The 12,112-nt window shown below is 44.4% G+C and carries 8 protein-coding genes; 5 read left to right on the forward strand and 3 right to left on the reverse strand.

The features are described from left to right. Positions 1 to 8 precede the first annotated feature (8 nt). The 5 genes from IEY67_RS22580 (at position 9) to IEY67_RS22600 (ending at position 6,824) form a co-directional block, all read left to right on the forward strand. On the forward strand, positions 9 to 2,390 hold the full coding sequence (locus IEY67_RS22580; RefSeq protein ID WP_183672442.1) for an ABC transporter permease: 2,382 nt from the start codon (positions 9 to 11) through the stop codon (positions 2,388 to 2,390). 195 nt (positions 2,391 to 2,585) lie between these two features. Further along, positions 2,586 to 3,119, forward strand: a complete 534-nt coding sequence (locus tag IEY67_RS22585) for a C40 family peptidase (protein WP_183672443.1) — start codon at positions 2,586 to 2,588, stop codon at positions 3,117 to 3,119. A gap of 79 nt (positions 3,120 to 3,198) precedes the next feature. Beyond that, positions 3,199 to 4,473 (forward strand): serine--tRNA ligase, encoded by a 1,275-nt coding sequence (gene serS / locus IEY67_RS22590; RefSeq protein WP_122352119.1) that lies wholly within the window; start codon positions 3,199 to 3,201, stop codon positions 4,471 to 4,473. Positions 4,474 to 4,569: 96 nt separating this feature from the next. After that, on the forward strand, positions 4,570 to 5,859 hold the full coding sequence (locus tag IEY67_RS22595) for a DUF3472 domain-containing protein (RefSeq protein WP_183672444.1): 1,290 nt from the start codon (positions 4,570 to 4,572) through the stop codon (positions 5,857 to 5,859). 11 nt (positions 5,860 to 5,870) lie between these two features. Beyond that, a complete protein-coding gene (locus tag IEY67_RS22600; protein ID WP_183672445.1) occupies positions 5,871 to 6,824 on the forward strand; it encodes a TraB/GumN family protein in 954 nt (317 codons plus the stop codon). 62 nt (positions 6,825 to 6,886) lie between these two features. Here IEY67_RS22600 and IEY67_RS22605 read toward each other — a convergent pair whose 3' ends face one another. Genes IEY67_RS22605 through IEY67_RS22615 form a run of 3 tightly spaced genes read right to left on the reverse strand, consistent with a single transcriptional unit; the run spans position 6,887 to position 12,043 of the window. Then, a complete protein-coding gene (locus IEY67_RS22605; RefSeq protein ID WP_122375319.1) occupies positions 6,887 to 7,333 on the reverse strand; it encodes a hypothetical protein in 447 nt (148 codons plus the stop codon). After that, complete coding sequence (locus IEY67_RS22610; protein ID WP_183672446.1) at positions 7,323 to 9,740, reverse strand: glycoside hydrolase family 3 N-terminal domain-containing protein; 2,418 nt, start codon at positions 9,738 to 9,740, stop codon at positions 7,323 to 7,325. Before IEY67_RS22610 ends, IEY67_RS22605 begins: the two co-directional genes overlap by 11 nt. A 29-nt stretch (positions 9,741 to 9,769) precedes the next feature. Then, positions 9,770 to 12,043, reverse strand: coding sequence for a hypothetical protein (locus tag IEY67_RS22615; RefSeq protein ID WP_183672447.1), 2,274 nt, complete (start codon positions 12,041 to 12,043; stop codon positions 9,770 to 9,772). Positions 12,044 to 12,112: the final 69 nt, after the last annotated feature.

Raw genomic sequence — 12,112 nt, forward strand, 5'->3', positions numbered from 1 at the left:
TTACACAAATGAATATAAGAAGATCTATCCGGATTATTTTCCGGAGTAAAACATATAGTTTATTGAATATCGTCGGGCTGGCAATCGGAATTACTTCGGCAGCACTGATCTTTCTTTGGGTCGAGAGCAAGGTGAATTTCAATAAGGCAATCCCCAATTCCCGGAATATATATGTCAGTGCTTATCACTATTATCCGGGATCGGGTGAGTGTATCACTTCTTTTGAATCAAATAATTTACTAGCAAAAGCTTTGGATGATGACTTTCCGGAAGTGAAAAGTTGTGCCAGGTACAATAGTGAAACACTCGTTTTTGTGCCGGAGAATACGACAAACTCTTTTGAGGAAAAAGGTGCATATGCCGATTCTTCTCTCTTTAATATGATCGGAATGGAGTTTATATACGGAGATATATCCTATGTCTTTGAACCCCAATATTCGATCATCCTCAGTCGTTCGATGGCCCGGAAGATTTATGGGAACGAAAACCCGATAGGAAAAGGCCTTGTCAATGAAGGGGCTATATATCAAGTGACGGGTGTGTTTGAAGATATGCCGGATAATACCTCCTTTCAGTTTGAATGGTTGATTCCTTTTCGTATCATGGAGCAGAAAGTAAAAAAAGTATTCGATATAGGCGAATGGGGGGCTTCCTGGTTGCATACTTATGTCGAACTGGAACCGGGTGTCGATTTAAAATTGTTGAATGATAAATTGGACAAACTGTCTTTCCTGAAAGCTGGTCCGACGTATAAAAGTTTTCATATATTTCTTTATCCTTTGAATAGAATGCTTTTATACGGGCAGTATAAAAATGGGGTGGAAACCGGAGGGGGGTATATTAAGACTGTTTCGCTCTTTTTTCTGATCGGAGTATTGATTCTGCTGATTGCTTGTATTAATTTTATGAACCTGTCGACAGCCCGTTCTCAAAAGCGGGCATTGGAAGTCGGGGTACGGAAAACGTTCGGGACTAAAAGGAAGTACCTGATCAGGCAATTCCTGGTGGAGTCGGGACTGATAACGTCGATAGCCCTTTTGTTGTCGGTCGGGTTGATCTGGCTGAGTCTTCCCTTGTTTAATGAATTTATAGGTGTCCGGTTATCCTTCAGTCTTCTTAATCCGACGATTGTGATAGGGTTGTTGGTAATCGGGTTATTCTGTACTTTTCTGGCAGGCAGTTATCCAGCCTTGTATTTATCTTCTTACAATCCGTTGGCTACGTTGAAAATGCAGAAAGTGAGTAAAGGGGGGAGTGCCGCATGGATACGTCAGGGGTTAGTCGTCTTTCAGTTTACGATGGCATTTATTCTGATTTGCAGCACTTTTGTTATTTATCTTCAGATACAACTGATACAAAAACGTGATATCGGGATAGTAAAAGACAATCTGGTGAGTTTTTCTGTCACGGCTGAGTTATATAATTCGTCATCGGCTGTGCTGAACGAATTGAGAAATACAGGTGTGGTAGAGAAATGTGGATTTTCTGCCAATCAGATCCTGAATTCGAGTATGAAAACCAATCCCTGGGTCTGGAATGGGAAAGATCCGGAGGATGATGCCTATGTCTCTGTGAATTTTGTATCGGAAGGTTTAATCGGTGCTGCCGGTATAAAACTTATAGACGGAACGGATATTGATCCGACTAAGAAAAATAATAAAGGGGAGGCTGGGGTTCTTATCAATGAAACTCTGGCAAAAAGAATGGGAAAAGAAGGACGTATAGGAGGACAGATCGGACAGTCGGCAGAACGTAAATGGGAAATCGTAGGTATTATGAAAGATTTTGTGTTCGATGATTTTTATGCAATCGAACCGGCGTCGGCATTGTTTTTTTATGATCCGAAAAGAACGAACCTATTGTTTGTCCGTCTGAAACCGGATATCGAGACATACAAAGCAATAGGGCAGGTGCAAACTGTATTACGTTCTTTTACGCCGTATCACGCATTCGAACCGACCTTTATGACTGACGATTTCGATCGTTTATTCGAGAATGAACATCTGGTAGAAAAACTGTCCGCCTTGTTTGCCGTGCTGGCTATTTTCATATCCTGTTTAGGATTATTGGGGTTAAGTGCTTTCTCTGCCGAACAACGAACCAAAGAGATCGGTATCCGTAAGGTTTTGGGTGCTAAGATAATAGATATACTTTTCCTGTTGGGAAAAGCGTATATGGTGCTTCTGCTTATTTCTTTTGTAATAGGTATTCCTGTCTCATTATATGCCGGTACTCGTTACCTGAAAGATTATGCTTATCGTATTGTGCTCAGTTGGAATATCTTTGTTGGGGTTGCTTTGCTGATCACCCTGATAGCCCTTCTGACAGTTAGTTTCCAGTCACTGAAAGCTGCCATTGCCAATCCGGTGAAGTCGATAAAGACGGAGTGAGTCTGATATAGGTCTTATAGAACAATTATGACTCGTAGAAATTTCATCATATCCTGTCTTTGAGGACTTCTGTTTAGGGTTATAACCATAACAAAAGAATAGTATTGCAGGTTTTTTGGGGCTACAACCCTAAAAGCTTATTGGAAATATACTATATTTGTGGTTATATCCCTAAAATTAGTTGTATGATAAGTCATGACTTGTAGAAATTTTATCATATCCCATCTCTGGATGCTTTTGTTTATTCTGGCACTGACATCCTGCGGTAGCAAGAAGCGTGTTGCACTTCCGGCTGACTTTAAAGGGCCTAAAGAATTATCGCGTTTGTATGGAGTCCGTATTACTCCCGATGATAATATATTCCTTTATAATGAGGGAGCTAAATGGCTCGGTACGCCTCACCGGATGGGAGGAAGTACGAAACGGGGAGTCGATTGTTCCGGATTTGTGGCGATTGTCTTTCGGGAGGTTTATGGAAAACAATTGTCGCGTTCGTCGGCGGATATGCTGAAATATAACTGCCGGAAGGTTAGCCGGGGTAAATTGCAGGAAGGCGACCTGGTGTTTTTCAGGACAGGGAGCGGTAAGAAAAAAGTACCTAACCATGTCGGTATTTATCTGAAGAACGGTAAATTTATCCATACCAGTACTTCGAAAGGAGTTATAGTAAGTAACTTGAGCGAACCCTATTATACACGGAGCTGGATAACAGGCGGTCGGGTGAAGTAAGATATTTTTGTAAACATCTGAGCAGAAGTTGCATTTTTATGTATCTTTGCACTTCAAAATAAATAAACATAGAGCAAGTATGTTGACGCTTAAAATGATTACGGAAGAAACAGACCGCGTAATTCGTGGCCTGGAGAAGAAACACTTTAAGGGTGCACAAGAAAGCATCGCTAAGGTGATCGAACTGAACGATAAAAGACGTAGTACACAGAATCAATTAGATACAAACCTGGCAGAGGTAAATTCGCTGTCGAAAGCAATCGGTGGCCTGATGAAAGAAGGCAAAAAAGAAGAAGCCGAAGCTGCTAAAAAGCGTGTTGCCGAGATCAAGGAAATCAGCAAGGGTATCCAGGCTGAAATGGATCAGGCTTCGGAAGAGATGCAGAACCTGCTTTATACAATTCCGAATGTTCCTTATGATGAAGTTCCTGAAGGTGTAGCTGCCGAAGATAATGTGGTAGAGAAAATGGGTGGCATGGAAACCGAGTTGCCGAAAGATGCGCTGCCTCATTGGGAATTAGCTAAGAAATACGACCTGATCGACTTCGATCTGGGAGTGAAGATCACCGGTGCCGGTTTTCCGGTTTACAAAGGACAGGGTGCTCAGTTGCAGCGTGCCCTTATCAATTTCTTCCTGGATGAAGCCCGCAAATCGGGTTATATGGAAATCATGCCGCCGACAGTAGTAAATGCTGCTTCCGGTTTTGGTACAGGTCAGCTTCCGGATAAAGAAGGCCAGATGTATCATTGTGAGGTAGATGATCTTTATCTGATACCGACGGCAGAAGTGCCTGTAACAAATATCTATCGCGATGTGATCATCGATGAAAAGCAATTGCCGATCAAGAACTGTGCTTATACACAGTGTTTCCGTCGTGAAGCAGGTTCGTACGGTAAGGATGTACGTGGGCTGAACCGTCTGCATGAGTTTTCTAAAGTGGAACTGGTTCGTATCGACAAGCCGGAACATTCAAAACAATCTCATCAGGAGATGTTGGATCATGTGGAAGGTTTGCTTCAGAAACTGGAACTTCCGTATCGTATCCTTCGTCTGTGTGGTGGCGATATGAGTTTTACTGCGGCTCTTTGTTTTGATTTCGAAGTCTATTCCGAAGCTCAGAAACGTTGGCTGGAAGTTAGTTCTGTTTCCAATTTCGACAATTATCAGGCGAACCGTCTGAAATGCCGTTACCGTGATGAAAACAAAAAAACTCAACTGTGTCACACCCTGAATGGTAGTGCTTTGGCTTTGCCGCGTATTGTGGCTGCATTGCTTGAGAACAATCAGACACCGGAAGGTATCCGCATTCCGAAAGCGCTGATTCCTTACACAGGATTTGATATGATCAAATAATATCCGTAGATTAGTAGCGGAAAAAATAACAGGAGACGGGATGGAGAGTAGCGAGGTTACTTCCGTCCCGTTTTGCTTTAAATCTAAAAACAGAAAATGAAGAAGATTAAACAAGTTTTTTTATTGGGTATAGCTGTCCTGATGTGCAGTTGTCAGGGGAAACAGTTAGAACTGACAGCGGATGCGGTGGTTGTTCCGTTGGGTGGAAATACCTATGTGACAGCAGGGAAAGATGGAGCGAAAGTCTCAACCGAAGGTATCAAATCGTGGACGGGACCCGAAGCTGTTCTTTCATCGTGGTTTAAGGTAAGCCAGGCAGGAGAATTGAAACTGTTCCTGAAAGCCTCTGCTACGGAAGGTCCGTCGGTGGTGAAGGTTACTTTTGGCGGAAAGAGTTTTGATGTGAAGGTCGTAGATGCTGCGGAAACGGTTATTCCGGTAGGTAGCATATTACTTTCTGAACCAGGTTATGTGCGTGTGGATTTGCAGGGAGAGAAAAAAGAAGGTACTCAGTTTGCCGGTATTTCCGAACTGTTGATAGATGGTCCGGCTGCCCGGGAACCTCTTTATTTTATACGTGATTTTGAACCTTACTGGGGAATGCGCGGACCTTCAGTGCACATGAAATATACTTTGCCGGAAGAACCGATTGAATATTTTTATAATGAAATAACTGTACCTGAGGGAGAAGATAAAATAGGTAGTTATTTTATGACCAATGGTTTTGGGGAAGGATATTGTGGTATCCAGGCGAATAGCGACAAAGAGCGTCGTATTTTATTTTCTGTATGGAGCCCGTTTGAAACGGATGATCCGAAAGCGATACCGGAAGATCACCGTATTAAATTACTGGCACAGGGAAAGGACGTTCATATCGGCGAGTTTGGTAATGAGGGTTCTGGCGGACAAAGTTATTTGATTTATCCCTGGAAAGCAGGTGAAACTTATCGTGTAATTACACGCGTTCATCCGGATGGGAAAGGAAATACCGCTTATTATGCCTGGTTTTTTGCCCCTGAAGAAAATCAATGGCGCCTGATAGCCGGGTTCTTGCGTCCGCAGACAAATGTGTGGTATACCGGAGCACATTCTTTCCTTGAAAACTTTATACCCGGACAAGGCTATCTGGAACGTAGCGTCCGTTTCGGAAACCAATGGGCACGTACGGCAAAAGGAGAATGGAAAGAACTTACCGAAGGTATGTTTACTTATGATGCTACAGCCCGTGCCGGGGTCCGTCAGGATTATGCGGGTGGTGTGGCTGATAATATGTTTTTCCTTCGTAACGGCGGTTTCTTCAATGATAATACAGAGTTTAAATCTATGTTTACCCGTCAGCCGAATGGCACTGTTCCGGAGGTGGATGTAAGTAAGTTACCCTTATAAGATAGGCTGTTATGTATAAAAATTTGGTTTCAGTACTTGTCTTATTTTTTGCTTTTTTGTCTTGTTCCTTTTCTTCCCAAAAGGATCTTGAAGGAGGTGTGTTGTGGGAAATCTCAGGAAATGGGCTTGAAAAGCCTTCTTATCTTTTGGGAACGTGGCATGGAACTTTCGATATATTGTATAGTTATGTTGATAGTATTCCCGGTTTTCAAAAAGCGTTCGATACCTGTACGCAATATGTGGGAGAAGCAGAAAATATAGATAATATGGAAGAGTTTATGTCTTCATTTGACCCCAAATTGCCAAGGGATACTTCTTATACAAATTTATTGGATGAACCTGAATATTCATTTCTGGACTCTGTGTTGGTTAGCCGAATGAATGTTCCTTTGGATAAAATGTATTTGAAGCCGGCTTTTCTGGCATTGGTACTTAGGCAGCTGGAGGAACAAGCTAAGCTGGTGAAGGCAGGATACAGCCAGGGGCAAATTGATAGTATGCGTACTCAGGTCATGGATGTGGTATTGTACACAAGTGCAAAAGACAAGCAATATAATGTGTTGGGTTTGGAGACAATCAAGGAACAATTGGATATGTTATTTCCTGAGGGTAATCTGAAAGAGGAAGCCTCCCAGTTGATCATCGCTTTACGAGACCAGAAAGTACAGACTCTTTTGATAGATGAATTGCATAGTGCTTACCGGTCACAGGATATAAACCGTATAGTTGATTGTGAGAAAAAGATTCGTTCGGCTTTTCAGGATGAACCTCTGTATAGTAAGGAATATGACGATTTTTTAGAAAAGATGATAGACCAAAGGAACCGGGACTGGGTACAAAAGTTACCCGGATTAATTAAAGATAATCCGACATTCATAGCAGTCGGTGTTCGTCATTTACCGGGTAAAAATGGAGTTATTTGTCTTTTACGGGAAAAGGGTTATCGAGTGGAAGCCTTCAGATAAAAAAGAGAGGATTATACAACGAAGATTTATATTTTAAAGTGCACTCCTTAAGTTGAATATAACTAAGGAGTGCATTTGGTATAAAGTAGGATTAACAGGTCATCTTTTAATGAAAGATGTATCTGGTAGTCATCGAAAGTATAGATCGTGTTCAATGTTTCTCCGTCTACATCTATTTCCTCTCCTGAAGCTTCAGCTTCCTGCAAAGAAATTTCTTCCAGGAGCGTAGCTGCCCAATAACGATGAATCGGCAACAAACGTTCGTAGGACACACATACATTATTTTCCAAATAGAAGCGATAGGACACTTTGAATAAGCGTCCTAATTCATCTTCTTCCTGGTCGGTCATAATGAAGAGCGTATCGGTCTGTTTACAGTTTTCGATGCGTTCCTTGTTCTCTGAAATATATTGGAGGATATTTTTATCGGTTTTATCCAACCATGTCTGGGAAAAAATAGCCTGGCTGCCTACTAGCAGCAACAGGACTATCATTAACTTATTCCACATAAAATTCTGCATTTAAAGGAGTCGATTGGGATGAATTTCCGGCAGACAGGAAGAACTTCCCGGGTTCTACTACAAACTCATTTTGATCGTTATACATGCCGTAAGCACGGCGGTTTACCTTGAAAGTGACTGTCTTTTCTTCACCCGGTTCCAGAGAGACACGTTCGAAGCCGCATAATTCTTTTTCGAAGCGGGAGATGGAAGATGTTTCGTCGTTCAGATAAAGCTGGACGACTTCATCGCCTTTTACCGAACCTGTGTTTTTTACTTTGCAGGTAACGGTCAAGGTGTCTCCATCGGCTATTTTTGCAATGGTCGGTTGAAGGTCGCTTAGTTCGAAGGTGGTATAGCTGAGTCCGTAGCCGAACGGATACAATTCGCCGTCCACCCGTGCAAAACCTTTACCTGTAGCATTTGGTTTGAAAGGGAAGGCCCAGGGAATTTGTCCGACCGATTTCGGAAAGGTGGCAGAGAGTTTTCCTCCGGGATTATAGTCACCGAACAGCACTTCGGCAACCGCTTGTCCGGAGAACTCCCCGGGATACCAGGCTTCAACGATGGCCGGTAAATGGGTATCTTCCCAATTCAATGTGACCGGCCGGCCGTTGAATAGTACTAATACGACCGGAGTACCGGTTGCCTGTACAGCACGTACCAGCTCTTTTTGCCTACCCGACAGATCCAGGTTGACACGACTCCTGGATTCACCGATCGTACGGAAGTCATCGCCTACATAAACGATTGCAACTTCAGCTTTTCGGGCAATCTCTACGGCTTCGTCGATTTCTTCTTTTTCCTTATCGCTCAGTTCAAAGAACATCACATCGCTTTGCGGGAAGTTTTTATCCCGGACATTACAACCTTTGGCATACATCAGATTTACATTGTCTCCCAACAAATTCTTCAGTCCTTGCAGACCGGTTATTATTTCCGGATTATGGGAGCCGTAACGGGAAGTCAACGATTTGTATTCATCCGCCAACGGACCAATCACCGCAATGTTTTTGATGTCTTTTGACAAAGGCAACCTGTTTTTTTCATTTTTCAGTAAGACGATGGATTCGTGGGCGGCACGTAATGAAACAGTCCGGTTTTTCTCGCTGTTGACTATCCGGTCTGCGAGTTGGGGGTCTTTTACATAAGGTTCGTCGAAAAGTCCCAGCCAGAATTTGACATAAAGAACTTCCCGTACGCGCTGATCCAGGGTACTTTCCTCTACCAAGCCGTTTGTCAAGGCTTTTCGTAACGTTTCGATAAATATTTCCGGTTTTTGGAAGAATGTGCGGATATTCAACCCAGCATTCAACTCGCTGGCAACGGCTTCTTCTTCATTATCTACAATGTGATAGAACTTTTTATTTTTATCAATGCTCCAACTGTCGGATACGATATATCCTTTAAATCCCCATTGGTTTCGCATTAATTCGGTCATCAGATAATAACTGGCACTGACCGGAGTGCCGTTATAGTCGTTATGGGCACACATGGTTCCCAGGGCTCCGGCTTCCTGGAAGGCGATACGGAACGGTTCCAAGTGAAGTTCGTGTACTTCCTGTGGAGTGGCATGTGGATCGGTGCGTGATTCACAGTCGCGACCTCCGGCAGGCACTCCATAGATGGCGAAGTGTTTGGGGGTGGATACCACCCGGTTACTCTGGATGCCAAGTACCTGTTGTCGTCCCAGTTCTCCGGCAAGATAAGGATCTTCTCCGTAGCTTTCGACGGTCCGTCCCCAACGTGGGTCGCGTGCCAGGTCGAGAATGGGAGAGTAGACATTTGTATATCCTAGGGCTTTCGCTTCTTCTCCGGTGATACGGCCGATCTCACGGACAAGTTCTTTATCCCAGGTACATCCTAGTCCGATCTGTGCCGGGAAGAATGTCGATTTTTCATGCTTTAGTCCGCGGATCCCTTCGTTGGTCATGTCGGCAGGGATTCCCAGACGTGTTTCTTCCACAAAGAAAGCCTGTACTTTATTCATGGCATCTGTGTGATTGGAGTAGGGATAATCCAGGGAAGTACGTTTCCATTCTCCATTCAGATGTTCGTCGATGTTGCCGATACCGTCTTTCCAGATCCGGTTTTTCCATTCCGGCGTTGGAAGAGTATCTTTCAACACGGCACCATATCCGTAGATTGTACCTAGCTGACAGGTTTTCTCCTCGGTTGTCATTTGTTTGAGCAGATCTTCCACCCGTCTGTCGATGGGCTGGGAAGGATCTTCGTAAATATCTTTTTCTCCGTTTTTATTGAAGTCGATCCATCCTTTGTGATAGATGTTCTTCTGCTTTTTGGGTATGCCGGGCTTTGAAGCCTGCAGGTTGTAGCAATCTGCGCTCAGCATGGGGAGTATCCCGAATAAAAAGCAAAGAAGCAGACGTTTGGGAGATGTGTTATTGATGATCATGATCTTACTATTAGATGCTTATATTTATGTTATTCAACGATATACCAGTTATATCCTTTGGCTGGTATAGTAATAGGGATGGTGACGGAATAGTCGCGTTCCAATGCGTATACCTGCATATTTTTGTCTTGTTCTTTTATGGTTACCTTATCGGTCAGCCCCGTATAATAAAGAGGAATTTTGATCTCTTTGTGTACGGGAACGTCCAGCGGATTGTAAACGGAGATGAAACCTTTCTGTTTCAGTGTCGGGTTTACGTGCATGATCCCATCCCAGTCTTGTCCGTCGGGTCGGCGGAGGTGGATAATGTCGGAATCCAGTATCTGACGGTATTTTTTATAGAAAGAGACCCATTTGTCTACGAGTTCTTTTGTTGCTTCGGTGTCGTATAGACGCGGTCCGCGATAACAAGCTTGTACGCCTGCCCCGAACAGATTCCGGAGCCGTGTTTCGTAATGGTCCAGATGCTCATTCAGAGGCTCGATCGTAGCAGCTTCACCTCCTCCGTGATATTGGGTGAGGGGAACGAACATGAATCCCATGCTGGGTGTTTTCTGCCAGGTTCCGTCATAGATATTTTGTCGTTCGATGATTTCCTGATAGGCACGGGGTAACGACCAGTTGGTCTCTACATATCCCATCGGTGTTTTGTTGGAACCGCTGAGGAAATACCAGTCCGGAACGTTCAGATAGACTCCGTTCGCCCGGCACCAACGATAGAAGGAGCTGATTTTCTTCCATTGCTGCCATTGGGAATCGAGATACCCTTTGTGCCCGCTGTGAGAAGTGGAAGCGCAGGGATCTCCGGGATACGAACCGTCGTTTTCAAAGACGTTCATGCCTGTTGTCGTAAAGAAATTCTGTAATTTACGGAAGTAGGTATCTCCCCAATCGGATGCGATACAGGGAGATACGCCGAACCGGCTACCTTCTTCACGTGTTTTGGCCGGTTTCCCGGTTCTATGACTAATTGCGGCGTCTGTCTCTTTTGCTCCTCGGCTAGCCAGCAGGGAGTAACCTCCGATGGCGATACCTTTTCCGGCGGCATAGTCGCTTAATTCTTTCATTCGTTGCAGATAAGAAGCTGAATCATTCTCAATCTTGAATCCGCTGCCGAAAGTCATGATGACCATTTCGAAGCCGACGGCGGCACATTGGTCGATGGCTTGTTTGACCGCTTCGCTATCTGATTGGCGTACGTGCATAAATATCGGATTCTCCTGTGTCCAGGGAGCCATCATGCGCCAGAACTTACATTCTGCCAAGCCACGTCGTTCCCGGTCGGTCGCATCCCGTAGCATCTCGAATGCCGTACAGGATTCAAAACTATTACCGGCCTTGATTTCCATTCCGGGGCCGAGCAAGGGAGTGACTTCCAGACGGGCGGGTTTGTATTGCCCGTAGTAACGTATTCCGGTAAATTCATATTCGGGATGGTCGAACACCCAGCGGACAGCGGGATTATCTTTCATTGCTTCCATATCGCCGCCCATGGCATAGTCGGTAACGACAAACAGCTGGGTGAAACGGTCTATATAGTCACGTGGTGCATCTGTCTGTACCGGTTGTTTACGAAAATCTTGGGTGTAAGCACCCGGCTCTTGTGCCATCATGCGTACTTCGTGCGGTTCGCCGTAATGTACTTTCGGGGCGGTTTCCACTAAGGCGAGTATTTCAGATTTGAAAGAGTCGAGCGTAACGGTTTCCGGCCCTTTGTTTTCGATCTCGATCCATTTAGCAAGGATAGGGGCACCGTCATACAGTTCGTAGATGACGCGTACTCTCAGCTCTTTACATTCCAGGGGAGCTGTTGCCGGTGCCTGGTAATTGAATGTGATCCGTTTTCCCGGAGCCGGCCAGGGATATACATTCGAGATCCATTGAGAGTTGGGTTTCCAGGGAAAGCGTTCTTTGCTTTCGCTTATCTGGTAATCGACTAACATAAAGGCTGAGTCGCAAGCCTGCATCGTGTCGATAAATTCTTCTGTCAGAAAGTTATTGACGGGTTGCCCGGTCAGTCCTCCGACAGGGTATTCTTTTCCATTGATGACAAGGAGGGCTTCAGGGCGCACTGCCCGTAATTCGTTTTGTCCGGTTATCAGGTTGTCAAGGGCGATGGTTGCTGCGTTAGGGGCAAGCAGAAAAGTACGGCGCAGGAGGCCGTTGCTCAGTTCGAGACGTTTCCCCTCATGGGTAGTCTGTACATTAGACTTGTAGGAAGAACCGTCGATCAGCCAATCCTGGGCAGATGCGTTGAATACCAGTGTGATAAGAATCAGAAATGAGTGTAAGATACGTTTCATGGTGAATTATTTTAGAAAATGTATTATATAAAGTATGTGTGACTTTTGTCACACATACTTTCATTTATC

It is taken from the genome of Parabacteroides faecis, from assembly GCF_014647375.1.
Classification (GTDB): Bacteria; Bacteroidota; Bacteroidia; order Bacteroidales; family Tannerellaceae; genus Parabacteroides; species Parabacteroides faecis.

What these genes read in the sequence shown, in the direction of transcription:
- IEY67_RS22585 (WP_183672443.1), top strand. Translation starts at nt 2,586, where the DNA reads ATGACTTGTAGAAATTTTATCATATCCCATCTCTGGATGCTTTTGTTT.
- IEY67_RS22605 (WP_122375319.1), bottom strand. Translation starts at nt 7,333, where the DNA reads ATGTGGAATAAGTTAATGATAGTCCTGTTGCTGCTAGTAGGCAGCCAG.
- serS (WP_122352119.1), top strand. Translation starts at nt 3,199, where the DNA reads ATGTTGACGCTTAAAATGATTACGGAAGAAACAGACCGCGTAATTCGT.
- IEY67_RS22595 (WP_183672444.1), top strand. Translation starts at nt 4,570, where the DNA reads ATGAAGAAGATTAAACAAGTTTTTTTATTGGGTATAGCTGTCCTGATG.
- IEY67_RS22615 (WP_183672447.1), bottom strand. Translation starts at nt 12,043, where the DNA reads ATGAAACGTATCTTACACTCATTTCTGATTCTTATCACACTGGTATTC.
- IEY67_RS22580 (WP_183672442.1), top strand. Translation starts at nt 9, where the DNA reads ATGAATATAAGAAGATCTATCCGGATTATTTTCCGGAGTAAAACATAT.
- IEY67_RS22610 (WP_183672446.1), bottom strand. Translation starts at nt 9,740, where the DNA reads ATGATCATCAATAACACATCTCCCAAACGTCTGCTTCTTTGCTTTTTA.
- IEY67_RS22600 (WP_183672445.1), top strand. Translation starts at nt 5,871, where the DNA reads ATGTATAAAAATTTGGTTTCAGTACTTGTCTTATTTTTTGCTTTTTTG.